A 25,619-nucleotide genomic window follows, 5' to 3' on the forward strand; every position below is an offset into this window, starting at 1 on the left:
TTCCCTGGCGGCTATAGCGCTGTGGTCCCACCCGATCCCATCCCGAACTCGGAAGTGAAACGCAGCTGCGCCGATGGTAGTGTGGCATTGCCCATGCAAGAGTAGGTCACCGCCAGGGGCTTCATCCCAAACCCTCGTAGCTCACGCTACGGGGGTTTGTTCTTTTTAGGCCCTGGCGCCGTTAGGCGCAGCCTGCAACAGGTCACCGCCAGGGGCTTCATCCTCAAACGCCTTCCCATCCGGGAAGGCGTTTGTCTTTGTGTGTTTCGCGCTTTGCGCGCCGCAGGCGCCCCCCGCAACAGGTCACCGCCAGGGGCTTCATCCCAAACCCTCGTAGCAACTGCTACGGGGGTTTGTTCTTTTTGGCGTGTCGAAAACGCACGCTGTTGACGCCTCCGCTCGATGCCAAAGGTTTCAAGCCAAGCCCTCGTCGCCTATGCGTCGGGGGTTTTTGTTTTGGGCTTTCGACAACATCGGCGGCGGCCGAACGGCCCATCAACACCTCACCGTCATTCCCGCGAAAGCGGGGATCCAGTGACTGTGCACGGGTTGGACAGCGCAACAGTTGTCGCCTCATGCCGCTCACGCCTAAGGCGCTGGATCCCCGCTTTCGCGGGGATGACGGTGAGGGGGCGAATGACGGTGAGGGAGAGCCGGCGGTGAGGGGGCGAATGACGGTGAGGGGGAGTCGACGATGAGGGGGGAATGGTCGTGAGGAAGCGACGCCGGTGAGGGCGGAATGACGCTGAGGGAGGGCCGACGATGAGGAAGATCCAGGTTCGGCTCACCAGCTTCGCCGTGCTGCGACTTATCGCCTATGATGCAGAGTGTCCTTAATCGGCGTCTCGCGGAGCGACCTTCACGTGTTTGTCCATGTCGAAACCCGACGTCGTAAGCACGTGCAATGGGCCTCCACGCTGTTGGTCGTCGTTTGCGTGATCAGTTTCGTCTGGCTGGCCCTGATGCCTGCGCCGCAGCGCGTTTCGATGTGGCTGGAATGGGGTACGGTGCCGGCGAACATCTTCGACGCGAAGATGCCGATACTGCCGCAATTGCACGACCCCGCCCTGCTGCGCCTCGCCACTGCCTTGTTCATCCACCTGGCGTGGCTGCATTTGCTGGGCAACCTGTTGTTTCTGGTGATCTTCGGCATTCCGGCGGAACGCGCACTGGGGTCGCTGCGCTTCCTGCTGTTGTTCATGCTGGGCGGTATCTTCGCCAATCTGGTTGGCGCCCTGTCCCTGGCCGGGGTGCGTTCACCCATCATCGGCTGCAGCGGAGCGGTGTCCGCGGTGCTCGGTGCCTATATCGCGCTCTTTCCGCGTGCCCGTCTTGGCCTGGTCCTGCCCCTGGGGCTGTATCTCGAGTTCGTGCGGGTGCCTGCCTTCCTGTTGATCGGCATCTGGGTCTTGTTGCAGCTGCTTTTCACCTATGCAGGACCAAGCTATGGGGCCGTGGTCTGGTGGACGCATATTGCAGGGTTCTTGTTCGGCGTGGTGTTCGCCCTGCTTTCACGAGATTCGATTGCGCGTCGTCTGCGAGGATAAAATGCGCGTATGCGTATCAAGAAACTCTATAAGGTGACCTTCCTGCATCTGGGCAAGTGCTACGAGCTTTATGCCCGGCACGTGGCCTCCAGCAGTCTCTGGGGTTTCACCGAGGTTGGCGAGCTGGTCTTCGAGTCGGCTGGCGAGGGCTTGTTGGTCGATCCCACGGAAGAGCGCCTGCGCGAGGAGTTCAAGGACACCCGCGTACTCCATCTGCCAATGCAGTCGGTGGTACGCATCGAAGAGGTCGAGAGCAAGGGCGCACTGGTCATTCGCGATGCCAGCGATGGGCAGAAGATCACGCCGTTTCCGATGCCGCCGCGGAGCCGCTAAGGTCAGGCCGGCGGGCGTTTAGACGTGCCGCATCACCGCGATGACGATCTCCACCACGATCAGCAGGATGATCGCCAACTCCAATAGCTCGCCGCGCTTGCTCGAGGCTTCTTCATAGAGCGCCGCGTAACTGTCGCGGATGATGGCCAGCTTGCGATCGACCGCTTTGCTCACGTGTGAGACGCGGAACAAATCCAGCGCCGATGCATAGACGCGGGCGAGATAGACGTCCTCGGTCACCTGCAGCGCGTTGTCCACTTTTTCGGTGATCTCGGTGACTTCAGCGACCAAGGTGTAGAGATGACGCGCCAGGTCGGCGTAGCGCCGCGCGGCGAATGGGCTGGCGACGTGGAGCGTGGCTTCGACGAGGTCATACATGCGCGGCAACTCGGCATCGAGCAGCTCGTCGTAATAGCGCAACTCCAGCAGCTGCGCATTGGCCACCTCCAAGATATCCACCACATCGGAATCGTTGCGCGGCTCGATGATGAAGGCGCGATCCCAAGTCAGCACCACGAGGTCATCGGCATAGTAGGAAAAGCGCTGCCGCAACAGCTCATGGCGGGCTTGCTCGGACAGAGGGCGCGACTCGCCGGACAGCAGCGGCACGAGGTCGACCTCGTGATGCAAGGAAGCCGTGGTGCTCACGCCCTCCATCGAGTGTACGAGCCCCAGCAGATAGTCCTCCTGCAACGGTTCGACGCTGGGTCGCGAGAGCGCGGGACGCATGATCGTGGTGATCTGTTCCAACAGCCTAGGCCACACCGCTGCGTCTGAAGACAGCCCCAACGCGGCATCGACGGCGTTGACGCGCGAGGTGAAGTCCGCCCAGGAAAGATCATCGGCTGCTACGCGCAGGGAAAAGGCGACGGCGCCAAAATCATAAAGCCGCGCCATGACGGTGGCCTGCATCGGCCGCCCGCCGATGTCGATCTGTTGGGGATCAAGCGTAAGCTGAAGCGGCGGCACCCCGAACGCCACCGCCTTCGGTGGTGCGTTGAGCAGGCGACCGCGCGCGGCGGCCGTGCGTGCATGATGTACCCACAGCGATTCGGCGGTCGTCAGATCAATGGCGTCGGCGATATCGACCAGCCGCATCGCGATCACCGCGGCGCGATGTACATGCGGCTGCTTCAATGCCATCTCGCCCATCCTTTCGCGGAGAGCGCGCAATCCGCGGAAAGGCGCCCGGCACGGTCATTCTAGGCTGCCACTGTGACTTGCCCGTGTAGGTCAGCCCTTGGCGAGCCCGTGGTGCCGCGAGAATTGCCGCATCAGCCGGCGTGCCAGCGGCGTCGCGGCCACCTGGCGGAATGTGTGCCGCGGATCGAAGCCTTCCTTGTCCATGGCATCGCGCTTGCGATGGATATACGCGCGCATGACGTCGGCATTGAATTCGGGGTGGAACTGCACGCTGACCGCGTTCGCGCCATAACGGAGCAAGTGGTGCGGGTCGCGCTCCGAACTGGCCAGCACGGTGGCGCCCTTGGGCACCTCCAGCACGCTTTGCTCGTGCGTGGTGTGGGCACGAAACTCGGACGGCAGGTCGGCGGCGAGCGGGTCCTGCTTGGCCGCTTCGAGCAGCTTGATCGGCAGCGTGCCGATCTCGCGTCCGCCCGGCAGGTAGTCGACGCGGCCGCCGAGTGCGTGCGCCATCAGCTGGTGGCCATAGCAGACGCCGAACATCGGCAGCTCGAGGTCCATCGCATCGCGGATCCAGCCCGCGGTGCGCTCGCTCCAGGGCGCGCGCTCGGTGACCATGGCGGCCGAGCCGGTGATCAGTGCACCCGCTACCTCGGAAGCGGCCGGAAGCGTCTCACCGGCCTCCACATCGACGATGCGTACACGCTCCGGCGACAGATTGGCGCTGAGGCGGAACCAGTGTGGAAAATCGCCGTGGCGAGCGCGGATGGAATCAGGGGCGCGACCGGTGCGGATGATCAGGACGGGCTTCATGCGATGCGGCGACTTCCAGGACGAAGAGACGGTGTGATGATGCAGATTCAAACTGAACTGTGCTCGATCGGCGGTATCACGTTGAGCACTTCCTGCACGGTGGTCACGCCGCGCGCGACCTGTGCGGCGGCGGAAATGCGCAATGGACTCATGCCTTCGGCCAGCGCGGCATGGCCGAAATGCCCGAGATCCAGCTGTGCAGAGATAAGGCCGCGCAGGCGCGAGGACAACTGCATCATCTCGTAGATGCCGGTGCGCCCCATGAAGCCGGTGTTGCGGCATTCCAGGCAACCCTGGGGCTTGTAGACCTTGTCCGGCAGCGGGATCGACCAGCCATGGGTCAGCGCCGTCCATTCGTGCGGATCCTGCGCAGTTTCCTGCTTGCAGTGCGCACACAGCGTGCGCACCAGGCGCTGTGCCACCACGCCAGTCAGCGTGGACTGGATGAGATAGTGCGGCACGCCCAGATCCAGCAGGCGCGTGACCGCACTGGGCGCATCGTTGGTATGCAGCGTCGATAACACCAGGTGGCCGGTGAGCGAGGCCTGTACCGCCATCTGCGCCGTGGCCAGGTCGCGAATCTCGCCGACCATGATGATGTCCGGATCCTGGCGCAGCAGGGTGCGCACGCCCGCGGCAAAATCGAGATCGATCGCCGCCTGCACCTGCATCTGGTTGAACTCGGGCGAGACCATTTCGATGGGGTCTTCCACCGTGCACACGTTGAGCTCGGGCGTGGCCAGGTGGCGCAGCGTCGAGTAGAGCGTGGTGGTCTTGCCGGAGCCGGTCGGGCCGGTGACCAGCACGATGCCATGCGGGCGCTCCACCATCGAGCGCCAGATCGCGCCCTCCTCGGCGGAAAAGCCCAGTTGGCCGAAATCCTTGGCCACCAGGTCCGGGTCGAAGATGCGCATCACCACCTTCTCGCCGAACGCCGTGGGCATGGTCGAAATGCGCAGCTCGACCTCGCGCCCCGACGATGAACGCGTCTTGATGCGGCCATCCTGCGGGCGGCGCTTCTCGGCCACGTCCATGCGCGACAGGATCTTGATGCGCGCGGTGACGGCGGTCATCACCGGTGGCGGCAGCTCGAATACCTTGTGCATCACACCGTCGATGCGGAAACGCATGCGGCCGGCGTCGCGGCGCGGCTCCAGGTGGATGTCCGAGGCGCGCTGCTCGAACGCGTATTGCAGCAGCCAGTCGACGATATGCACGACGTGGCGATCGTCCGCGCCGATTTCGCCACCCTTGCCCAACTCCACCAGTTGCTCGAAGTTGAGGATGGCCGACGAGTCGTAGCCGGTGCCCTTGGCGTCCTGGGCAAGCTGGATCGAGCGCTGGACGCCGTAGAACTCCAGCAGGTAGCGGTTGATGTCCACCGGATTGGACACCACCCGACGCACGTCGCGGCGAATCATCTGGGCCAGATCCTTGGCCCAGCCGGCGTCGAACGGCTCGCAGGTGGCGAAGGTGACCTCGCCCGGCGCCACGCCCACGGGCAGGATGCGATGCCGCTGCGCATAGGCGTGGCTGACCACCTGGGTCACGGCCGCCGCGTTGATCTTCATCGGATCGATCTTGAGATACGGCAGGCTGGCGTGGCCGGCCAGCCATTCGGTCAAGGCTTCGAGACCCAGGGGGCGCCCGGGCTCCCGTTGATTGGGCAGCTTCGCGTTGGCCACCAGCACCAGCGGATGCAGCTCCACCGTGCTGCGGCCGCTGCGTGCGCCCATGCGCACCAGCTTGGCGTCCTCGGCCAGCAGGTAGCCATCGACCACCAGCGTTGCCAGCAGCTCGTCCAGTTCCAGTCGGCCACGGCGGCCGAGCAGGGTCGCGGATTGCGGTGATGCGGCCATGCGGCAATCTCTCCGATGAGGGTTTTCGCCGAAAAGCCAGCGGCGAAAGCGGTCGCGGCTATACTAACGCGCTTTATTCAAGCCCACGGAAAGCCATGTCCGCGCGCACCTTCCAGGATGTGATCCAGACCCTGAACCGCTATTGGGCGGCCCAGGGTTGTGTCTTGCTGCAGCCCCTCGATACCGAGGTCGGCGCCGGCACCTTCCACCCCGCGACGTTCCTGCGCTCGCTCGGTCCCGAACCGTGGGCCGCTGCCTATGTGCAGCCCTCGCGCCGCCCGACCGACGGCCGCTACGGCCAGAATCCGAACCGCCTGCAGCATTACTACCAGTACCAGGTGGTAATGAAGCCCAATCCGGACAATATCCTGGACCTGTACATCGGCTCGCTGAAGGAGCTGGGCCTGGACCCGCTGGTGCACGACTTGCGCTTCGTCGAGGACAACTGGGAATCGCCCACCCTGGGCGCCTGGGGCCTGGGCTGGGAAGTCTGGCTCAACGGCATGGAAGTGACCCAGTTCACCTACTTCCAGCAGGCCGGCGGCCTGGAATGCCGTCCCGTGACGGGTGAGATCACCTACGGCCTCGAGCGCCTGGCCATGTACCTGCAGAACGTGGACAACGTCTACGACCTGATCTGGACCGAAGGCCCGCATGGCACCGTGACCTACGGCGACGTGTTCCTGCAGAACGAAGTGGAACAGAGCACCTACAACTTCGAGCACGCGAATGTGCCCGAGCTGCTGCGCTGGTTCGACGTCTGCGAGGGCGAGGCGAACAAGCTGATCGCCGCCGGCCTGCCGCTGCCCGCCTATGAGCAGGTGATGAAGGCCAGCCACACCTTCAACCTGCTCGACGCGCGTCGAGCCATCAGCGTGACCGAGCGCCAGCGTTACATCCTGCGCGTGCGCACCTTGGCCCGCGGCGTGGCGGAAGCCTATGTGGCGCAGCGCGAGAAGCTCGGTTTTCCGGGCCTTAAGAAGAACCTGAAGGAGCAGGCTGCATGAGCGCCGCCAGCAAGCCATTGTTGATCGAACTGGGCACGGAAGAACTGCCGCCCAAGGCGCTGGACGAACTGGCCGCCGCCTTCCTGCGCGGCATCTGCGATGGCCTGGCCAAGCGTGGCGTCAGCGCCGCGCTGGACGTCGCCAGGTCCTATGCCTCTCCGCGTCGTTTGGCCGTCCATATCCCGGAGGTGGCGGTGCAGCAGCCGGCGCAGACCATTGAGCGTCGCGGGCCGGCGCTCAACGCCGCGCTCGATACCGATGGCCAGCCGGGCAAGGCCTTGCTGGGCTTTGCGCAGTCCTGCGGCGTCAGCGTGGAACAGCTGGAAAAGCTGGAAACCGACAAGGGTTCCTGGTTCGTTTTCCGCGCGACCAAGCCCGGTCAGCCGGTGGCGGCGTTGCTGCCAGAAATCGTTGAAGAGGCACTCAAGGGCCTGCCCATCCCCAAGCCGATGCGCTGGGGCGACCACGACTATAGCTTCGTGCGTCCGGTGCATTGGCTGGTGATGCTGCATGGCGCCGATATCATCGATGGCCACGTGCTTGGCCTCAGCAGTGGGCGCAAGTCGCGTGGTCATCGCTTCATGCATCCGCAGCCGTTGCACGTGGTCGATGCCGACAGCTGGCTGGACGGCATGCGTTCGGCCAAGGTGTTGGCCGATCCGCTCGAGCGGCGCCAGAAGATTCGCGATGAAGTGGCGCGCGTGGCGAAGGAAACCGATGGCGTGCCCCAGCTCGACGACGCGTTGCTCGACGAAATCGCCAACCTTACCGAATGGCCGGTGGCCATCGCCTGCACGTTCGAGCGCGAATTCCTGGCGGTACCGCCGGAAGCCTTGGTCACCACGATGGAGACCAACCAGAAGTTCGTGCCGGTGTTCGACGCTGAAGGCAGACTCACCGAGCATTTCATCGGCGTCGCCAATATCGACAGCAAGCAGCCCGGCGAAATCCGCAAGGGTTACGAGCGCGTGATCCGTCCGCGTTTTGCCGATGCGAAGTTCTTCTGGGACGAGGACCTGAAGACGCCACTGGCGGGCTATCAGGACCAGCTGAAGAGCGTCACCTATCAACAGGCGCTGGGCAGCCTGTGGGACAAGAGCGTGCGCGTGGCCGAGCTGGCACGCATCATCGCTAATCGCGTCGATGTCGACGCCGGCGAAGCGACGCGCGCGGCCGCGCTCAGCAAGTGCGATCTGCTCACCCGCATGGTCGGCGAGTTCCCCGAGCTGCAAGGCGTGATGGGTCGCTACTACGCCGCCCATCATGGCGAAACGCCGGAAGTGGCCGCTGCGCTCGACAGCTACTACCAGCCGCGCTTTGCCGGTGACGCCATCGCCGCGGGCAAGGTGGGGCGCGTACTCGCCGTCGCCGATCGCCTCGATACGCTTGCCGGCATCTTTGCCGTGGGCCTGAAGCCCAGTGGCAACAAGGATCCGTTCGCGCTGCGTCGCGCTGCGCTGGGTCTGGCGCGTACCCTGGTCGAAGGCGGTCTCGAACTCGACCTGCGCGGCACCTTTGTCGAAGCCCTGGAGTTGCTGCCGGAAGCCGCCCTGGCGGCCGGCCTCAAGCCTGGCAAGGACGGTAAGGCGCCTTCCCTGGATGCAGGCAAGCGCCGTGCGGCCCTGGTCGACGAGCTGTATGACTTCGTGCTCGAGCGTCTGCGCGGTTATTACGCCGAGCAGGGCTTCACCGGCGAGCAGTTCGAAGCGGTGTTGGCGGTGACGCCGGCCAGCCTGGTCGACTTCGACCGGCGACTGCGTGCCGTCGCCGAATTCGGCCGTCGCCCGGAAGCACTGAGCCTGGCGGCGGCGAACAAGCGCGTGGCGAACATCCTGCGCAAGCAGGCGGAAGAAGCGGGCGCGCCAGTCGTGGGCAGCACGGTCGATGCCGCTTATTTCGAAGCCGACGCCGAGCGTGCCCTGGCGGCGGCGCTCGATGGTGCGCGTGCGGATACCGCGGCCCCGTTGCAGGCAGGCGACTATGCAGCCGTACTGACGCGGCTGGCGCAGTTGCAGGCTCCGGTGGATGCGTTCTTCGACAGCGTGCTCGTCAACGCCGAAAACCCGGCCGTGCGGGCGAATCGCCTCGCCTTGCTGGGTCAGCTCAAGGCGCAGTTTGGCGCCATTGCCGATATCGCACGCCTTTGACGTGCGATGACGCGGGGTGACGACCCCACAAAAAAACGGCAGCCGATGGGCTGCCGTTTTTTTTCGTGCGAAACGCGGCTTGCGCTTAGCCGATGATCGTGCGGCCACGCTTGACGCGTTCGGCCAGACGGTGGGTGAAGGCCACCATCGCCGTTGCGTCGACATCTGCGCCACCCGGGCCAAGGATGTCGTAAAGATCAGCCAGCATGTCGGCGTTGTCGGCCAGGGTCAGGTGACTTTCGGCCAGGTCCAGTTCCGACTGCAGGATGCGCAGCGCGGTATTCAGGCGTTGCGGATCCATGGCCATGCCGCTGGCGTGGAGGGTGTCGGCGGCGGTCCGCAGCTTGGTGCGGTGACGGTTGGCCGTGGACTCCGCATTCGGCTGGTCTTCCCCGGAGGTGATCGCGTCCGTCTGGATCGAACCCTCACCCGCTACCAGCCATACCAGCGAAATGCCCAGCGTCTTCGCGAGCGTCACGCAGCGGGCGCGCGACGGATCGGTGTTGCCGTCGCGCCAGCTGCGCACCACGCCCTCGGAAAAACCGCACATTCGGGCGATTTCAGTGACGCTGCCTACGCGCTGGATCAGCACTTTGATGCGATCGGCGAAGGTGCCTGCCGTTTCGGGTGGCGTAAATTTTTGCATGTTCATCGCAGTTTCCTGGCGGATGGCGACAAGTTGTAGTGAGCGTGAACCCGAAAATGAATTGCCAGCGTCAAGCGACTGTTAGCAAGTCGTTGACGATCGTAAAAGCTTTCCGATGGTCCGTAGGTTCTTGGGGGATAGTCGCGATATCCAGCAACTTCGCCTAGATCAACAACGCAATTGTCCTTGATTGGTAACTACAAACTCGCCGGCTTGTTCAGCTGACAGACAGGAAAGTACGGGCGCTCCAGGTCTAGTTCCTGCGACCCAGGGTGAGGAAAGCAAGTTCTCGATCCCTGGGTCAGCCCCCGGGGGAATCTTGGCTTGGGAGCGAGGTGGCTGTTTCGTAAAAAGATCAACAACAAACTTACGCTCGCCGCACGCCTTGCATCACCCGTAGGTACCTTCGCGGGCCCTGGCGCCTGTTTGCCAGGACAAGGCGACGAAGCTCGCGCTTACCCGCAGCCACGACTTCGGTACGGCGGGCAATGCCTGGATGGGCCGCTACGACAGCAACGATGACCCGAGGCAACTTGATGCCCTCGCACATGGCACATCCCATACGCGAACTGTCTCCCCATGAGGATCAAGTCAGAATGCCAACGCGGATGAGCAGGAGGTGTTGCAGACCCGTGGGTAGCGAACTTCGCTTCGGTGGGATCGGCCCACGCATGTATTCGAAGGCGAGCTGTTCCTGTGGCAGCAGCGGCGGCGTGGATCGTGCTCGCTTCTATTACCGCCAATATACCCAGCGTTGCAAAGACGGGTTAATACCGTATTAGCAGGTGTTCGCTAATCAGCCACGCTTTTTGTTTATGCGCCAATGGGCTGGCGATTAATTGCGGCATACGCTCGCGAATGGAGTAAGCTTTTACAAGGCATATCCTTTGGGCTATCCTGAGAGCTTCCCCCGTGTAGAGTCGAGGCGTGTTGGCGCCTGTTGGTTCTCGCGCTTCGCTCTGACATTCGATAGAGGTTTTTCCCATGCGCAGGTTGGTTTGGTCGCTGATGTCGGTCGCTGCTCTGGCTCTGGCTCTGGCTGGTTGCAGTAATTCTTCGGACTCATCGCAGACCGCGGCCCCTGGTGGCGCGACGGCTCCCGCTGGTACCACCGCTGGTGCCCCCGCCAATGCCAACGCCGTTACCGGTACGGTGACCTTGCGCGACGCCAGCCAGCTGAGCGCTTCGGCGAAGCTGGATATCAGCCTGGTGAACGTATCGGCACAGGACGCCGCACCGCTGGCGACGAAGACGATCAGCCCGGCAACGACATTCCCGCAGTCGTTTGAGCTGACCTTCAATCCTGCCGATATCGATCCGGCTGCCATCTACACGGTCAAGGCCGTGCTGACCGATGGCGATCGCAAGTACACCATGCCGATCCAGGCGCCGGTATTGACCAAGGGTTCGCCGAGCCAGGTGAGCATCCAGCTGGTGGCCGAGCAGACTCCGGGCGAGAAGGAATTCGCTGCCTTCACCGCGGTGCAGAAGCAGATCGGCGGCATGAAGATCAGCAGCGGCACCAAGCTCGAAGCGAATGTCTCGCGCGGCTGGCAGGTGTTCCGCGAAGCGGGTGAAGTGAAGTTCATCCGCGAGCAGGTGGATTTCGGCGACAAGGGCTTCACCAGCACCGACTTCGCCTTCAAGGATGGCAAGCCGTGGGTCGTGGTGCAGCAGCATAAGGCCAGCAAGGATGCCAAGCCGACGTCGACCGACCGCGCTGCGTGGAGCCAGGACGGCACGCTGGTGCTGAAGACGTCCGAAGCGGGTGGCAAGACTTCGCCGTTGGGCGATGACGCCGCCGCCGACCTGCAGAAGCAGGCACTGGCCATCCTGAGTCTCGCCACCGGTGGCAAGGGCAAGTAAGCCCCTCCGACACGGAGCATAAAAAAAGCCGTCCGCTCACGCGGACGGCTTTTTTGTTGGGTGACGCTCGCCTTAGCCTTAGAAGTCGTACTTCATGCCGAGGTTGACGCTGCTGTAACGCTGGCTGCTGTCCTCGAAACGACCGCTGTAGCCGAGCCAACCGCTGATGGCCTTGGTGAACTGCGCGCTGACGCCCAGGTCACCGGTACCCCAGGTCTTGTCCGGGGCGAAGCCAAGCAGGCTGAAGGAGCCCGGCATGTTGTTGAGGCCGGCCGTGACGTCGCGTGGATCCGCCTTGCTGTCGTGGTTCCAGGCCAGTTCGGCGTAGGGCTTGAGCAACACGTTGCCTGCCTGCCACTGGCCTTCCAGGCGCCAACCGACGACCGAGAGCAGCGAGTCGCGCTGCTGGCGGCCAAACCACATGGCCGTGCTGTCGTTGCCGGCTTCGTTGAAGCCGTTGACCTTGACCGTCTGCCATTCGACCGTGGCGAACGGACCGCTGCGCAGGCTCGACATGTCGAACCAGTAGCCACCGGTCACGCCACCACCGAGGTGGTTGCCGTCGGCCTTGGCGGTTTCGGTGCGCTGGGCGTTACCCAGCTGGATGCGACGCTCGATGTCGGAGAAGTTGTCCGAGCCGAAGTCGACATAGCCACCGACGTAGGCGCCCGCCTGGTGATAGGTGATGTAGCCGAGGCCGGAGACGTCCTGCAGCTTGTAACCGCCGCCGCCGGTGTAGCTGGCGTTGTGCTGGCCGATATTGAGCGCCACGCCGGCCGACAGGTTGTCGGTGGCGCGCACGTCGGCACCCAGGGTCAGGTTGACGTTGTTGCTGCTGGTGCGCGGCGAGGCGCTGCTGGCGTCGAAGGTCTGGTCGCCGTAGTCCACATTGGCGAAGACGCGCGTTTCGCCGCCTTGGCCGTCAGCCAGCATCTGCGTGCGGATGGCGCGGTTCTGCGCTGCAATCGAAGCCAGCGGCGCTTCGGCCAGGATCGATGCGTAACCCGGTGCGCTGAGCACCGAGACCACGTACTGACCCAGCATCACGTCGGCACCGGTGGTCGGGTGCACGCCATCGGCGAACAAATAGGTCATGTTGGTGCCGGCGGCCCAGGTGTACGGCAGGCCGGAACCTGCCGGGCCGCACATCACCGAGCTGGAACCGACGCCGCAGGCCGGCGTGGTCACGTTGGTAAAGCCGTAGGCGCCCGGGTTGGCGATCACTTCGTTGAGCAGGCTGTAGGTATCGAGCGGGACGATGCCCTTGCCGAGCGTAGCCAGGCCGGCGTTGAGCTGGCCGTTGAAGACCAGGCTGAGGCCGGTCAGCGAGGCGGAGGCTGCAGCGCCCTGCGCCGTGCCGTCCGGGGTCGCGCCGATATTGGGCAGGTTGAACACCAGGATGTTCTTCACGCCGGCGGCCTGCAGCTGGCCGATCAGCTTCACTTCCTGTTGTGCGGCGGCGGCAATGGACGCCTGCGCCTGGTCAGGCGTCTGCAGGGACGACACGCCGGCGGCGGCGAGCACTGCTTGGGTCACCTGAGCGGTCACCACCTGGGTGATCTGCGGGGTGGCTGCCTGAATCTGTGCAGGAGTTGCGCCCTGGCTTTGCAAATAGGCGATCTGGTTGGCCACGTTTTGGGCGATCAACTGCTGCGCCGTGGCGGCCGCGCCGACGGAGGTAGCGGCAGCGAAGATGTCGTTGGCACCGCCCCAGATCGAGTACAGCGTCTTGCTGTCGACCTGGCCGCTGGCGAGATAGGCGTTCACCTGGGTGGTGATGGTCGGCACGGCCGACGGCGTGCCAGGCGAGTTGGTGAGCACACCCGCGCCGCCCCAGGCGTAATCACTGCCGCCAACGAGCGAGGGGGTGAGCGAGATGCCGTAATGGCCGGCCACGTTCTCCACCGTCACCGCGCCCGGATTGGTGGTGAACTTCAGCGGAGGCTGGATGGCGGGGTTGGTCGCCAGCGAGATATTGCCGGCGTCGCTCAAGCTGTCGCCGAACACGACGACGTTGTCGAACTGCGAATTGGCGGCGAATACAGGGGTGCTGAAGATCAGTGCGGCGGTGATGGCGCCGGCAATGGTGCGAATGCGGGGCATGTCTTAACGCTCCTGGACCGGAATGGTCTTTTGTTATTCCCGCGTTACGGTAATGCATGCCCATACGTAAGCGCATGCTGCGCCGCATCGCGAGTGATTTCCCCTGCTGGCAGACCACCGTCCGACCGCCGGAACCCCCTCTTTGGGCTCGGCGGGTGGTGCTGGCAACGGCCGCCCCAGGGGCCGGGTATTACACGTAACTTCAAAAACTCGTCATTCCCGCTTGACCAGCCTGCGGCTGTTGAGAGCCGCGGGAATGACGGTGAAAAAGCGTGGCTTTTTAAGGTTCTCTGCAGTGTCGCTGGTTGGCTCAGCGCTTCATAGCACGAGACAGGGCGTCGGCGAACGCGCTGTTCGACGGCGTCGGCGCCGGCTTGGGTGCCCCGCCAGCCGGACGCGGACCTCGGTTGTCGCGTTGGCCACCCCGTGTGTCGTTGTCGCCCGCCGGGCGGGCGCTGCGCGCCTGCTGGCCTGGCTCGTCATCCAGGCGCATGGACAGGCCGATGCGCTTGCGCGGCAGGTCGACCTCCATCACCTTCACCTTGACGATATCGCCGGCCTTGACGGCATCACGCGGGTCCTTCACGAAGGTGTGCGACAGCGCGGAGACGTGCACCAGGCCGTCCTGATGCACGCCGATATCCACGAAGGCGCCGAACGCGGCCACATTGGTCACGCGGCCTTCCAGCACCATGCCAGGGCGCAGATCCTTCAGGTCTTCCACGCCCTCGGCAAAACTCGGGGCGACGAATTCAGGGCGCGGATCTCGGCCAGGCTTTTCCAGCTCCTTGAGGATGTCGCGCACCGTCGGCACGCCGAACTTCTCATCGGTGAACTGCTCGGCCTTGAGGCTGCGCAGGAAGCTCGCGTCGCCAATGATGGCGCGCACTTCACGACCGCACTGGGCCATGATGCGCTCGACCACCGGATAGGCTTCCGGATGCACGGCGCTGGCGTCGAGCGGATTGTCGCCGCGGGGCACGCGCAGGAAGCCGGCGCACTGTTCGAACGCCTTGTCGCCCAGGCGTGGCACTTTCAGCAGCGCCTTGCGATTGGCGAACGGGCCGTTGGCATCGCGATGCTTCACCACGTTCTCGGCCACGCTGGCGCTGAGGCCGGCCACGCGCGAAAGCAGTGCAGCGGAGGCCGTGTTGACGTCGACGCCGACGGCATTCACGCAGTCTTCCACCTTGGCATCCAGTGCGCGCGCCAGCTTCACCTGGTTCACGTCGTGCTGGTACTGACCCACGCCAATCGCCTTCGGCTCGATCTTCACCAGCTCGGCCAGCGGATCCTGCAGGCGTCGCGCGATCGACACGGCGCCGCGCAGGCTCACGTCGAGGTCCGGGAATTCCTTGGCGGCGGTTTCAGAGGCCGAGTAAACCGAGGCGCCCGCTTCGCTCACCACGATCTTGGAGAGCTTGAGGTCGGCGTGTTTCTTCATCAGTTCGGCGGCGAGCTTGTCGGTTTCACGCGACGCCGTGCCGTTGCCGATGGCGATCAAGTCCACGCCGTGTTGCTTGCTCAGCACGGCCAGGCGCGCGATGGATTGATCCCACTGATTGCGCGGCTCGTGCGGATAAATCGTGTCGGTAGCCAGCAGCTTGCCGGTGGCGTCGACCACGGCGACCTTCACGCCGGTACGGATGCCCGGGTCCAGGCCCATCACGGTCTTGGCGCCGGCCGGTGCAGCAAGCATCAAATCCTTGAGGTTGTCGCCGAACACGCGAATGGCTTCGTCTTCGGCGCCTTCGCGCACGCGACCGAACAGGTCGAGGGTGAGATGCAGGTGCAGCTTCACGCGCCAGGTGAGGCGCACGGTTTCGCGCAGCCACGCATCGGCGGGGCGACCGCGGTCGAGGATGCCCGCATGCGCAGCCACGCGGCCCTCGCCTTCCAGATGGCCTTGTTCCATGTCGACCGTGGGCGCGAGTTCCAGCTCGATCACGCCCTCGTTGCGCGCGCGCATCAGCGCGAGCAGGCGATGCGAAGGGATCTTGCCGATCGGCTCGACATGATCGAAGTAGTCGCGGAACTTCGCGCCTTCGTTCTCCTTGCCGGGCACCAGCTTGGCGCGGATCTGGCCCTTGTCCCACAGCCAGTCGCGCAGCTCGCCGAGCAGGCCGGCGTCTTCGGCAATACTTTCCATCAGGATCGCGCGCGCGCCATCCAGCGCGGCGCGTACGTCAGCCACGCCCTTGTCGACATCCACGTACGCGGCGGCCGCCGATTCCGGTGATTGGGTAGGATCTTCGCGCAGGCTGAGTGCCAGCGGCTCAAGGCCCGCTTCGCGCGCGATCTGCGCCTTGGTGCGGCGCTTGGGTTTGTACGGCAGGTACAAATCTTCCAGGCGCGCCTTGGTGTCGGCATAAAGAATGTCGCCCTTCAGCGCATCGGTGAGCTTGCCCTGTTCCTCGATGCTGGCCAGGATCGCGCTGCGCCGTTCTTCCAGCTCGCGCAGGTAACGCAGGCGTTCCTCCAGCAGGCGCAGCTGGGTGTCGTCGAGACCGCCGGTGGCTTCCTTGCGGTAGCGGGCGATAAACGGCACGGTGGCGCCGCCATCGAGCAGATCCACGGCGGCGTTGACCTGTTCAGGCTTGGCGGCAATGTCCTGGGCAATACGTTGTTCGATGCTGAGCATGAGGCTGAAACGATTCCTGTGCGTTCGACAAAGCGACACGCCACCTGCGTGGCATGCCGAGCTGCCGATCATAGCAAGTCGCACCCTCGCTCAATCCTGCGCCGCGGGCGCCTGCTCCGGACGAAGCGTCAGATAGCCCGGGGCCAGCGCCTGCGACGGTTCATCGCCACGGGGCGACAGATAGCCGGTGGCGGTGCGGTGGTAGCGCGGCCAGTGCCGTGGATGCAGGAAGCGCGGATCGGAAGCGTGGGCGTACGGCATCACCACCAGGGCGGGACGTGGACCTGTACTCGGCAAGGACAAATGATCATGCGGTGGGAACCCCATGCTCATGGCTGCCAGCATGGCGGCGATGATGGCCAGCGTGATGGCCGCGGGCAGCCAGCGCGCGAGCATGCGGGAGAACCTGGGCTTGCGCTTGAAGTTCGGCGCGGGCGTGGCAGGCACCTCGCGAATCTCGATGCCGGCTGGCGACTCGCCCACCGCGTGCCCGTTGGGCGCTTCGATCGGCGCGGCCGGTATGGGTATGCGTCGCACCTCGCCAATGAAGCGATATCCGAGACTGTGCACGGTGGCGATGTACTGGGGATCGGCCACGCAATCACCCAGCGCACGCCGTAGCTGCGAAATGGCACGCGAGAGTACGCCGGGTGTGACATGCCGGTGGCCCCAGGCGGCATCGAGCAAATCGTCCTTGCTGACGACATGCCCCGCTTGCTGCAGCAGCGTCGTCAGTACCACGTAGGCCTTGGGTTCGACCGCGATGGGGGCGCCCGCGCGCTCGAGACGATGCGCGCGCGGTTCGACGACGATGTCGTCGCATTGGTAGATCCAGCCACTGTCTGCCTGGGACTGGGCCATGACCTTGCCTGATGGGCGGCCCCCCGCACCCGGAAGCATGCGCCCAGTGGATCGGGCACGCATCCGCCATTGGTCATAATCAACGCATTTCGTGCAAGGTGGCATGCATGGTGCACATGCCGCGGCCTGGATGACGCTTAGGTGTCAGCAGCCTTGCGGATGTATTGCGGGAAGCCCACGGCTCGCAAGGTCGCTGTCGCCATGAGCTTGCTTCAGGCGTTGAACGAACCTGCGTTGGCACCGGTTTTTTTTCCGGCGTCCTTGAGTTCGCCGGCGCGACCGTTGAGCACCAGCGTATTGGCGATCAAGTCGTGCAGTCCCTGCTTGCGTTGCGTCCAGCCAACCATCAGGAAGCCGATGCCAAGGATGAGTGCGCTGAGGTATTTGGCCGGATAGCGGCCGAACGCGCGCAGGAAGCTGATACGTTCACCTTGCATATCGGTGACACGGATACGCAGCACGAGCTTGCCGAGCGTCGCCTGCCAGGCCGAGCTTTCGCAAATCGCGAAATACAGCCAGATCATCGCAGTGATGATGAGAAACGCAGGCGTCATGGTCGTGTAGTACTGGCTGAGCGCGGCCAGCAGGGCCTGCGCATCGTCCGAAGCGGCGGCTTGCGCCTGTTCCAGCGTGGCCTGGGCTGCGTCACCGCCCATCATCTTTTCGATCAGCGCGCCAGGGATGGAGAGGATGATGCTATCGATGAAGTAGGCGGCGACACGCTTCCAGAACCCTGCGTTATCGTCCAACGCGGCGGTCGTTGTTGGCGCCGACTGCACCGGGGGCATGCGTGGGGGATAGGCCGGGGACGGGGACAGCTCTTCAGGAAACAGCGCGGACAGCGGCTGCCAGTCGGCCAGGCCTTCGTGCCAGCCCAGGTCGCTCGCGCTGACCTGGCCGCTGCGCAGCCACTGGCGCACTTCCACTTCCGTGTACGGGCCATGCCGTTCGCCGTCCCGTCCGATCCAGACTTCCATAAACGCATGCTCCGCATAGTCGATGGCATCCATGATGCCATGCGCGGCGCAAAAGCGGCTTTCACGCCATCCCGATCAGGCCATCGGTCGCTCCGCCGGGATCAAGCAGCGTGGCGTTTCAAGTGCACCAGCAACAGCGAAATGGCCGCTGGCGTGACGCCGCTGATACGCGATGCCTGGCCGATCGTTTCCGGTTGCGCGCGCTTGAGTTTGAGCAGCACTTCAGCGGAGAGTCCGCGCACCTTGTCGTAGTCGAAACTGCCGGGAATCGCGGTCTGTTCGTGGCGCCGCTGCCGTTCGATTTCATCCCGCTGGCGCTCGAGGTAGCCGGCGTACTTGGTCTGCACTTCAACCTGGGCGGCCACGTTCTCGTCGGCCACGGCTGGCGCAATGCCATCCACCGAGGTCAGCCTGGCATAGTCCAGTTCGGGGCGGCGCAGCAGGTCCAGCGCATTGGTTTCGCGGCTCAGCGTGATGCCGAGTTGGCGCTCGATGGCCGCGCCCAGCGCGTTGTTTGGCGCGGCCCACAATGCGCCCAGGCGCTGTGTTTCCCGTTCCACGGCGTCGCGCTTGGCGCGCAGCGCGTCGTAACGCGGCTGTGGCACGACGCCGAGGCGATGCCCGCTTTCGGTCAATCGCAAGTCCGCATTGTCCTCGCGCAGATGCAGCCGATATTCGGCGCGAGAGGTGAACATCCGATACGGCTCGATGGTGCCGTTGCTGGTGAGGTCATCGATCAGCACGCCGACATAGGCCTCGTCGCGGCGCGGATACCACGGCGCCTCGCCCTTCACGGCCAGCGCTGCATTGAGTCCCGCGATCAGGCCCTGCGCCGCGGCTTCTTCGTAGCCGGTGGTGCCATTGATCTGGCCGGCGAAGTAGAGCCCCGGGATGGTCTTGGTTTCCAGCCACGGGTGCAGGCCGCGCGGATCGAAATAGTCGTACTCGATCGCATATCCCGGCCGCGTGATGTGCGCGTGCTCGAAGCCCTTGATCGAACGCACGAGCGCCAGCTGCACGTCGTACGGCAGCGAGGTGGAGATGCCGTTCGGGTAGATCTCGAACGTGTCGAGACCTTCCGGCTCGATGAAGATCTGGTGCGAGCTCTTCTCCGCGAAGCGCACCACCTTGTCCTCGATCGAGGGGCAGTAGCGCGGTCCGACGCCTTCGATCTGGCCGCTGTATAGCGGCGAGCGATCCAGCGAGCCGCGGATCAGTTCGTGCGTGTGCTCGCTGGTATGGGTGATCCAGCAGCTGACCTGGCGGGGATGCTCGGCGCGCGAGCCCAGGTAGGAGAACACCGGGGCCGGGTCGTCGCCCGGCTGCTCTTCCAGGCCGGAGAAATCGATGCTGCGCATGTCGATGCGTGGCGGCGTGCCGGTCTTCAGGCGGTCGGCCGCAACAGGCAGTTCGCGTAGCTTCTGGGCCAGCGTGCTGGCGGGCGGATCACCGGCACGGCCGCCAGCGTATTGCGCGGGGCCAATATGGATCTTGCCCGCCAGGAAGGTGCCAGCGGTCAGCACCACCGCGCGTGCGTGGAATTTCAGGCCCATCTGGGTCGCCACGCCGGTGACGCGCCCGCCTTCCAGGATCAGGTCGTCCACTGCCTGCTGGAACAGTTCCAGGTTGGGCTGGGTTTCCACCTGGTGCCGGATCGCGGCCTTGTACAGCGCACGATCGGCCTGGCACCGGGTGGCGCGGACGGCCGGCCCCTTGGAGGCGTTCAGCGTGCGCCACTGGATGCCGGCGCGGTCGGCCGCACGGGCCATGGCACCGCCAAGGGCGTCGATTTCCTTCACCAGGTGACCCTTGCCGATGCCGCCGATGGCCGGGTTGCAGCTCATCTGCCCGATCGTCTCGATGTTGTGGCTGAGCAGCAGGGTGCGCGCACCCGTGCGCGCCGCGGCGAGCGCGGCCTCGGTGCCGGCATGGCCGCCGCCGATCACGATGACGTCGTAGTGGGTCGGATGAAACATGAAACTGCCCCGAAAGCGCAGGAATGGACCAAATGCGGCGCCTATGGTAACTCCATAAGCGCTATCTGACCTTTGGCACGCTTCCTGCTTGGCCCAGTCAGCACTTTCACGGGCAGAAGCTGCGCGGCAACGCGCGCCGAGATCGAACGACAGGGGTTCGATTGCGTGCCGGGAGAGGAAGCAAGACGGCGCCCCTAGGGGCGCCGTCGCCTTTTTCAGGTCTTGAATAAGATCTGGCGCCCGGCGGTCTCAGGAACAGGGGGAATCCAGGATGACCGTGTTGCCGGGCGCCAGAAACCGTGAAAACGGATGACTGGCAACAGCTACCTGCTGCGCTACGGGTTGGATATTTACGCCTCGCGCGTGAACGTAAAGTGACTAAAACGCTCGTTTGTGCCAAGTCTCGGCACCTCATGACGTACAGCGTCATTTCGTGATCCGGGCCCTGTTTGAATGTGATCTGCGTCACATGGATGGCACGGGCATTGCTTCAGCAGGCAAGCCAGCCAAGGCAACTGTACTGGGGGAACTCGTGTCATGGATTTCAACTTCGATCTTCAGCCGGTTTACCAGCATCACGACCTGCTCATCGAGCTGGGTCGCGTCGAAATGGCCATGGAGCACCTGGATGCACGCGGCGAGAACGAGCGCCAGACGTTGCGTCCACGCCTGCTGACCCGGCTGAGCCGACTTCGCGACGCGTTGGAACGCCTGCCCGCCTGACGGATGCGCAGGCTTTGGCCGGATGGACGGCTAAACGCGCATTGACTGGCAAGCGATAAACGTCCCGGGCGCATGCTCCTCACTGGGGCCCTCCGCGACCGGGTGGTGTACTCCCGGCAATAACATTACGCCCGGGTGCCCCGTCCTAGGCGGGCAGCACTCGGGCGTTTTCTTTTGGCATGCGACGAAGGCCGCTGCCATGCAGCGACCTTTGTCAGGTTCAGTCGTGCAGCATGCTCTGCACGATCTCGGTGAGGTTGCGCGACAGCCCGGGTCGTCCCGCGAGGGCGTCGATCGCGGCCCTGGCCACGGCGTGTCGCGTGGGTTCCAGGCGTTGCCAGCCGTTGAAAGCCGTGGCCAGCCGCGCCGCGACCTGCGGATTGAGCGCATCGAGCTCGGCCAGTCGTTCGGCGAGCAGCCGATAGCCGCTGCCATCGGGGCGATGAAAGCCATCGGGGTTGTTGCGCGCCCACGCGCCAAACAAGGCGTTGACGCGATTCGGGTTCTTGAGCGTGAAAGCCGAGTCCGCTTCCAGCTCGCGCACGCGAGCCAGCACGATATCGCCGGGCAACTGCGTCTGCACCGAGAACCACTTGTCCATCGCCAGCGGGCTGTCTGCATAGCGCTGGCGGAAATGGACCAGGGCTGCGCCGGCCTGCGGGGCATTGCCGCGCGCCAGCACGGCCAGCGCGGCCAGGCGGTCCGTCATGCTTGGCGCGTTGTCGTATTGGAGCGTGGCAAGTTTCTGCGCGCGATCGGCATCGACCAGCGCGAGCAAGTCGAGCACGCGGCGCTTGAGCCGGCGCCGGGCCTGGCTGAGCGCGTCCAGGTCCCGATTCGTGTGGCTGGCAAGCGCCTCGTATCGTTGCAGCAGGGTGTCGCCGCCGATGCGCCGGGCCAGACGTTCCTGCAATTGCAGGCGCAATGCGTGCACGCGCGAGGGATCGACCAGGCGCTCGCGCTCGGACAGCTCGATTTCGCCGGGTGGCGTCAACAGATCGGCGAGCAGCGCCGGATCGAGCGTCGTCTCGCCAAACAGGGCCGCCAGCGCGTCGCACCAGGCGTCCAGGGCGGATGTGCCGGCGCCATCACGCAGGTTGTCGAAGGCGCGGGCGGCGAGCTGCTGGCCGGCTTCCCAGCGATTGAAGCCGTCCACGTCATGGCGCAGCAGCAAGGCCAGTTCGCCTGGTGCGTAGTCGCATTCAAGGATGACCGGTGCAGAGAATCCACGCAGCAACGATGGCACGGGCGCCGCGTCCACCTGGTGGAACACGAAGGCCTGTTCGGCGCGATCCAACACCACCACACGCTCCGTCGTAGCGGCAGGCGTTGAGGTGGCGTCACCCGCAAGATGCAGTGGCAGCATGCGGCCCGCACGATCGAACAGCGCCAGCTTCACCGGGATCGGCAGCGGCTGCTTTTGCGGCTGGGCCGCGGTGGGTGGCGTGTGCTGCGACAGGGTCAGCGTGTAGGTACGCTGCGCGGCATCGTAGTGGCCGCGCGCCGTCAGGCGAGGCGTGCCGGATTGGCTATACCACGCAAGATAAGGCATCAGGTCGATGGCGTTGGCGTCGCCCAGCGCGCGCAGGAAGTCCTCCAGCGTGGCGGCGTGGCCGTCGTGGCGCGAGAAGTACAGGTCCATGCCACGGCGAAAGCCTGCGCGACCCAGGTGGCCGGCCACCATGCGCACCAGTTCCGAGCCTTTCTCGTAGACGGTGGCGGTGTAAAAATTGTTGATCTCGCTGTATTGCGCGGGACGCACCGGATGCGCCAGCGGACCGGCGTCTTCCGGGAACTGGGCGCGACGCAGCAGCGCCACATCCTCGATGCGCTTGAGCGAGGGCGAGTTCATGTCGGCGGAGAACTGCTGTTCGCGGAAAACCGTGAGGCCTTCCTTCAGCGACAGCTGGAACCAGTCGCGGCAAGTGACCCGATTGCCGCTCCAGTTGTGGAAGTACTCGTGTGCCACCACGGCTTCCACGGCGCGATACTCGTCGTCGGTGCTCGAGTCGGGGTCGGCCAGCAGGTACTTCGCGTTGAAGATATTGAGGCCTTTGTTCTCCATCGCGCCCATGTTGAAGTCGTGCGTGGCGACGACGTGGAACACGTCCAGATCGTACTCGCGGCCATAAGCCTGCTCGTCCCAGCGCATCGAGCGCTCCAGCGCGTCCATGGCGTAATGGCAGTGGCCGATGGCATCGGGCTCGGCCCAGATCACCAGCTTCACCGCGCGGCCGCTGGAGGTCACGTAGTCCTGCTCGATCTTCTGCAGCCGGCCGGCGACCAAGGCGAACAGATAGCTCGGCCTGGGGTGCGGATCGACGAAGCGCGCCCAATGACGGCCGTTCTCCAGGTCGCCATGGCCATCCGGGTTGCCACCGGCCAGCAGGACGGGGAAGCGGTCGCGATCGGCGCGCAAGGTGACGGTATAGCTGGCCAGCACGTCCGGCCGGTCGGGGAAGAAGGTGATGTGGCGGAAGCCTTGCGCCTCGCACTGGGTCAGCAGAAAGCCACTCTCGCGCTTGCCGGACAGATACAGGCCTTCCAGCGCCGTGTTGGCCGCAGGCTGCACGCGCACCCGCGTCTCCAGCACGCTGCCGTCGTTGGCGCCATCGACTTCCAGCACATGGTCCGCGTAGCGCCAGGCCGATTCAGGCAGCGCCTCGCCGTCCAGGGTGATCGAGAGCAGCTCCAATCCCTCGCCATCCAGGCGCAACGGCTCGTGCTGGTCGGGGTCGCGCAGCAGACGCAGGCGCGAGGTCACTTCGGTGGTGTCGATACCGAGGTCGAAGGCCAGTTCCACCTGCGCCACGCGCCACGCGGGAGCGCGATAATCGTTGAGCCGGATAAGCGTTGGTGAGGCGTCGCTACGCATAATCATCGAGACAGCTGGGGCTAGTGAGACCGATCAGGCTAACATGCGGCCCTTTCCAGGCAGGACAAGGCGATGTCGGACTATCTTGCGGAACGCGACCATTGGGGCACCCATGAGCTCGCCGTACTGGGCGATCAGGCGCGCGGCCGCCGGCTGCGTATCGCACGGCGCGGGGCCACCCTGGTCAATTTCGAAGTGCCGAGCCGTGCTGGCACGCACGATCTTGCTGATGGCTACCGCGATGCCGGCGAGCTGGACACCCGGCCCAGTTCGCGTTTCGCGATCATGGTGCCGTTTGCCAACCGCATTGCCGATGCGCGCTACAGCTTCGACGGCGAGGCGCATGACTTGCAGCCTGGCGTCGAGGGCGCCCAGCGCGCGGCTCGCCACGGTTTCGTGCGTGGCGTGGATTTCGACATCACCGAACTGTCGGCTGATGCACAGGCGGCGCGCGTCACGTTCGCTACGCAGGCGATCCGCCCCGGTCTGCATCCGGGCTACCCATTCGCCATCGACCTGGCGGTGACCTACACACTCGATGCCGCCGGCCTAACGCTGCAAGCGAGCATGCGCAATGTCGGCGACCGGGCGGCACCCTGCTTCTTCGGCTGGCATCCGTATTTCCGTCTTGGCGACAGCCCGGTCGACAGCTGGATATTGCAGGTTCCTGCGGCCGCCGTGGTGCGCACGGATAGCGACTACATTCCCTTGCCGGGCGACGCCGCGCGCGTGGCGTTGGAACATGCGCCCGAACTCGACTTCCGCCAGGCCCAGGCCATCGGCACGCGCGAGCTCAATCATGCCTTTGCGGACCTGCGTTACGACGCCGACGGTCGCGCACGCACGCGCCTGCGCGATCCATCGAGTGGACTGGCGATCGCCATGTGGCAGACGACCGGCGTGATGCTGGCCTTCACCGCCGACACGGTGACGCGCGATATACGCCGCTCGGTCGCGCTGGAGCCGATGGAAAGCTGGTCGGATGCGTTCAACCGGCCCGACTGCGCTGCCAGCATTCGTCTCGAACCCGGCGCCGAACGGCGCTTCCTCTGCGGCGTGGAGATCGCATCAGCATGAGCCCCAACAACCCGGCCGCACTACCCAGCTACGATCAGATCCAGCAGGCGGCAGCGCGCATCGCGCCTTATGCCGTGCTTACGCCGGTGCTTCGCAGTGCCACGTTGAATGCGCTGACTGGCGCGGACCTGTATTTCAAGTGCGAAAACCTGCAGCGTGGCGGTGCGTTCAAGTTTCGCGGCGCCTGCAATGCGGTGTGGTCGCTGGACGATGAGCGGGCGGCGCGCGGCGTGGTCACCCATTCGTCCGGCAACCATGGCAACGCGCTGGCGCTGGCCGCAGCCACGCGCGGCATCGCCGCGCATGTGATCGTGCCGGATGGCGCCGTGCGCACCAAGCTGGAAGCCATCGAACGCGCTGGCGCGATCCTCCATCGTTGCGAGGCGACCCAGGCCGCGCGCGAGGCGAAGGCCGAGGAAGTGCGCCTGGCCACCGGGGCCGAACTGGTGCATCCCTATGCGGATACGCGCGTGATGGCCGGGCAGGGCACCGCAGCGCTGGAATTGCTGCAGCAAAGCGGTGGACTGGATGCGCTGATCACGCCGATTGGTGGCGGCGGCCTGGCGGCCGGCACGGCGATTGCCGCGCACGGGCTGGCGCCGCAACTCGCGCTGCATGGTGCCGAGCCGGAAGGCGCCGACGATGCGGCCCGTTCGCTGGCACAGGGTCACCGGGTCGGTCCGTTTACGGCGCATACGATTTGCGATGGCCTGCGTACCTTGATCGGCGAAAGCAACTTCGATGCACTGCGCATGCACCGCGTGCAGGTGGCGACGGTGAGCGACGAAGAAGTCGTCGTCGCGATGAAGCTGCTGTGGAACGAGCTGAAGCTGGTGGTCGAACCTTCCAGCGCCACGGTGCTGGCGGCGGTGCTCAAGTATCCGGAACGTTTTGCGGGTCGGCGCCTGGGGCTCGTGCTTAGTGGCGGCAATGTCGATCTTGAGGCGTTGCCGTGGTGACTAAGCTTCCTCTCCCCTTCGGGCGGCCCGAAGGTAGTCCCCGTGGGAGAGAGGATCGAGGTGAGG

18 protein-coding genes and 1 rRNA gene are annotated in these 25,619 nt (G+C 64.9%); 9 read left to right on the forward strand and 10 right to left on the reverse strand.

Annotation, left to right across the window (positions count from 1 at the left end; translation table 11 throughout):
- Window positions 1-3: 3 nt before the first annotated feature.
- The 3 genes from rrf (at window position 4) to OUZ49_RS10970 (ending at window position 1,880) form a co-directional block, all read left to right on the forward strand.
- Window positions 4-118, forward strand: a 5S ribosomal RNA gene (rrf, locus tag OUZ49_RS10960).
- 745 nt (window positions 119-863) lie between these two features.
- Complete coding sequence (locus tag OUZ49_RS10965) at window positions 864-1,547, forward strand: rhomboid family intramembrane serine protease (RefSeq protein WP_266150445.1); 684 nt, start codon at window positions 864-866, stop codon at window positions 1,545-1,547.
- 9 nt (window positions 1,548-1,556) lie between these two features.
- Window positions 1,557-1,880 carry a DUF1820 family protein gene (locus OUZ49_RS10970; protein WP_266150446.1) on the forward strand — a complete coding sequence of 108 codons (324 nt, stop codon included), beginning with the start codon at window positions 1,557-1,559 and terminating at the stop codon, window positions 1,878-1,880.
- Between the two features lie 18 nt (window positions 1,881-1,898).
- On the opposite strand, the gene OUZ49_RS10975 is transcribed toward OUZ49_RS10970, so the two are convergent.
- From OUZ49_RS10975 to tfpB, 3 genes are all read right to left on the reverse strand, one after another.
- Complete coding sequence (locus OUZ49_RS10975) at window positions 1,899-3,023, reverse strand: hypothetical protein (protein WP_266150447.1); 1,125 nt, start codon at window positions 3,021-3,023, stop codon at window positions 1,899-1,901.
- Window positions 3,024-3,113: 90 nt separating this feature from the next.
- Window positions 3,114-3,836: a glutamine amidotransferase gene (locus OUZ49_RS10980; protein ID WP_266150448.1), complete on the reverse strand. Its 723-nt coding sequence runs from the start codon at window positions 3,834-3,836 to the stop codon at window positions 3,114-3,116.
- A gap of 47 nt (window positions 3,837-3,883) precedes the next feature.
- Complete coding sequence (gene tfpB, locus OUZ49_RS10985) at window positions 3,884-5,695, reverse strand: type IV pilus assembly ATPase TfpB (protein ID WP_266150449.1); 1,812 nt, start codon at window positions 5,693-5,695, stop codon at window positions 3,884-3,886.
- A 95-nt stretch (window positions 5,696-5,790) separates the two neighbouring features.
- Between tfpB and glyQ the strand changes: the two genes are divergently transcribed.
- Both glyQ and glyS read left to right on the forward strand, forming a co-directional pair.
- Window positions 5,791-6,702 carry a glycine--tRNA ligase subunit alpha gene (gene glyQ / locus OUZ49_RS10990; RefSeq protein ID WP_266150450.1) on the forward strand — a complete coding sequence of 304 codons (912 nt, stop codon included), beginning with the start codon at window positions 5,791-5,793 and terminating at the stop codon, window positions 6,700-6,702.
- Window positions 6,699-8,849, forward strand: a complete 2,151-nt coding sequence (glyS, locus tag OUZ49_RS10995) for a glycine--tRNA ligase subunit beta (RefSeq protein ID WP_266150451.1) — start codon at window positions 6,699-6,701, stop codon at window positions 8,847-8,849. Before glyQ ends, glyS begins: the two co-directional genes overlap by 4 nt.
- Before the next feature lie 85 nt (window positions 8,850-8,934).
- On the opposite strand, the gene OUZ49_RS11000 is transcribed toward glyS, so the two are convergent.
- Window positions 8,935-9,501 (reverse strand): helix-turn-helix domain-containing protein, encoded by a 567-nt coding sequence (locus OUZ49_RS11000; RefSeq protein WP_266150452.1) that lies wholly within the window; start codon window positions 9,499-9,501, stop codon window positions 8,935-8,937.
- Window positions 9,502-10,479: 978 nt separating this feature from the next.
- Between OUZ49_RS11000 and OUZ49_RS11005 the strand changes: the two genes are divergently transcribed.
- Window positions 10,480-11,361, forward strand: a complete 882-nt coding sequence (locus tag OUZ49_RS11005; RefSeq protein ID WP_266150454.1) for a YbaY family lipoprotein — start codon at window positions 10,480-10,482, stop codon at window positions 11,359-11,361.
- A gap of 78 nt (window positions 11,362-11,439) precedes the next feature.
- Here OUZ49_RS11005 and OUZ49_RS11010 read toward each other — a convergent pair whose 3' ends face one another.
- From OUZ49_RS11010 to mnmG, 5 genes are all read right to left on the reverse strand, one after another.
- Window positions 11,440-13,464, reverse strand: a complete 2,025-nt coding sequence (locus tag OUZ49_RS11010) for an autotransporter outer membrane beta-barrel domain-containing protein (protein WP_266150455.1) — start codon at window positions 13,462-13,464, stop codon at window positions 11,440-11,442.
- Between the two features lie 310 nt (window positions 13,465-13,774).
- Window positions 13,775-16,105: a Tex family protein gene (locus OUZ49_RS11015; protein ID WP_266150456.1), complete on the reverse strand. Its 2,331-nt coding sequence runs from the start codon at window positions 16,103-16,105 to the stop codon at window positions 13,775-13,777.
- A gap of 90 nt (window positions 16,106-16,195) precedes the next feature.
- Window positions 16,196-16,966, reverse strand: coding sequence for a winged helix-turn-helix domain-containing protein (locus tag OUZ49_RS11020; RefSeq protein WP_266150457.1), 771 nt, complete (start codon window positions 16,964-16,966; stop codon window positions 16,196-16,198).
- Between the two features lie 212 nt (window positions 16,967-17,178).
- On the reverse strand, window positions 17,179-17,976 hold the full coding sequence (locus tag OUZ49_RS11025; protein ID WP_323134930.1) for an RDD family protein: 798 nt from the start codon (window positions 17,974-17,976) through the stop codon (window positions 17,179-17,181).
- Window positions 17,977-18,044: 68 nt separating this feature from the next.
- Window positions 18,045-19,919, reverse strand: a complete 1,875-nt coding sequence (mnmG, locus tag OUZ49_RS11030) for a tRNA uridine-5-carboxymethylaminomethyl(34) synthesis enzyme MnmG (protein ID WP_266150459.1) — start codon at window positions 19,917-19,919, stop codon at window positions 18,045-18,047.
- 537 nt (window positions 19,920-20,456) lie between these two features.
- Here mnmG and OUZ49_RS11035 point away from each other — a divergent pair.
- Window positions 20,457-20,642, forward strand: a complete 186-nt coding sequence (locus OUZ49_RS11035; RefSeq protein WP_266150460.1) for a hypothetical protein — start codon at window positions 20,457-20,459, stop codon at window positions 20,640-20,642.
- 220 nt (window positions 20,643-20,862) lie between these two features.
- Here OUZ49_RS11035 and pepN read toward each other — a convergent pair whose 3' ends face one another.
- On the reverse strand, window positions 20,863-23,523 hold the full coding sequence (gene pepN / locus OUZ49_RS11040; protein ID WP_266150461.1) for an aminopeptidase N: 2,661 nt from the start codon (window positions 23,521-23,523) through the stop codon (window positions 20,863-20,865).
- Window positions 23,524-23,589: 66 nt separating this feature from the next.
- Between pepN and OUZ49_RS11045 the strand changes: the two genes are divergently transcribed.
- A complete protein-coding gene (locus OUZ49_RS11045; protein ID WP_266150462.1) occupies window positions 23,590-24,594 on the forward strand; it encodes an aldose 1-epimerase in 1,005 nt (334 codons plus the stop codon).
- Window positions 24,591-25,553 (forward strand): pyridoxal-phosphate dependent enzyme, encoded by a 963-nt coding sequence (locus tag OUZ49_RS11050; RefSeq protein ID WP_266150463.1) that lies wholly within the window; start codon window positions 24,591-24,593, stop codon window positions 25,551-25,553. The genes OUZ49_RS11045 and OUZ49_RS11050 overlap by 4 nt, the downstream gene beginning before the upstream one ends.
- Window positions 25,554-25,619: the final 66 nt, after the last annotated feature.

Origin of the sequence: Dyella halodurans, assembly GCF_026283925.1 — a bacterium.
Lineage (GTDB): Bacteria > Pseudomonadota > Gammaproteobacteria > Xanthomonadales > Rhodanobacteraceae > Dyella > Dyella halodurans.

What these genes read in the sequence shown, in the direction of transcription:
- OUZ49_RS10970 (WP_266150446.1), top strand. Translation starts at nt 1,557, where the DNA reads ATGCGTATCAAGAAACTCTATAAGGTGACCTTCCTGCATCTGGGCAAG.
- OUZ49_RS10975 (WP_266150447.1), bottom strand. Translation starts at nt 3,023, where the DNA reads ATGGCATTGAAGCAGCCGCATGTACATCGCGCCGCGGTGATCGCGATG.
- OUZ49_RS10980 (WP_266150448.1), bottom strand. Translation starts at nt 3,836, where the DNA reads ATGAAGCCCGTCCTGATCATCCGCACCGGTCGCGCCCCTGATTCCATC.
- tfpB (WP_266150449.1), bottom strand. Translation starts at nt 5,695, where the DNA reads ATGGCCGCATCACCGCAATCCGCGACCCTGCTCGGCCGCCGTGGCCGA.
- glyQ (WP_266150450.1), top strand. Translation starts at nt 5,791, where the DNA reads ATGTCCGCGCGCACCTTCCAGGATGTGATCCAGACCCTGAACCGCTAT.
- glyS (WP_266150451.1), top strand. Translation starts at nt 6,699, where the DNA reads ATGAGCGCCGCCAGCAAGCCATTGTTGATCGAACTGGGCACGGAAGAA.
- OUZ49_RS11000 (WP_266150452.1), bottom strand. Translation starts at nt 9,501, where the DNA reads ATGAACATGCAAAAATTTACGCCACCCGAAACGGCAGGCACCTTCGCC.
- OUZ49_RS11005 (WP_266150454.1), top strand. Translation starts at nt 10,480, where the DNA reads ATGCGCAGGTTGGTTTGGTCGCTGATGTCGGTCGCTGCTCTGGCTCTG.
- OUZ49_RS11010 (WP_266150455.1), bottom strand. Translation starts at nt 13,464, where the DNA reads ATGCCCCGCATTCGCACCATTGCCGGCGCCATCACCGCCGCACTGATC.
- OUZ49_RS11015 (WP_266150456.1), bottom strand. Translation starts at nt 16,105, where the DNA reads ATGCTCAGCATCGAACAACGTATTGCCCAGGACATTGCCGCCAAGCCT.
- OUZ49_RS11020 (WP_266150457.1), bottom strand. Translation starts at nt 16,966, where the DNA reads ATGGCCCAGTCCCAGGCAGACAGTGGCTGGATCTACCAATGCGACGAC.
- OUZ49_RS11025 (WP_323134930.1), bottom strand. Translation starts at nt 17,976, where the DNA reads ATGGATGCCATCGACTATGCGGAGCATGCGTTTATGGAAGTCTGGATC.
- mnmG (WP_266150459.1), bottom strand. Translation starts at nt 19,919, where the DNA reads ATGTTTCATCCGACCCACTACGACGTCATCGTGATCGGCGGCGGCCAT.
- OUZ49_RS11035 (WP_266150460.1), top strand. Translation starts at nt 20,457, where the DNA reads ATGGATTTCAACTTCGATCTTCAGCCGGTTTACCAGCATCACGACCTG.
- pepN (WP_266150461.1), bottom strand. Translation starts at nt 23,523, where the DNA reads ATGATTATGCGTAGCGACGCCTCACCAACGCTTATCCGGCTCAACGAT.
- OUZ49_RS11045 (WP_266150462.1), top strand. Translation starts at nt 23,590, where the DNA reads ATGTCGGACTATCTTGCGGAACGCGACCATTGGGGCACCCATGAGCTC.
- OUZ49_RS11050 (WP_266150463.1), top strand. Translation starts at nt 24,591, where the DNA reads ATGAGCCCCAACAACCCGGCCGCACTACCCAGCTACGATCAGATCCAG.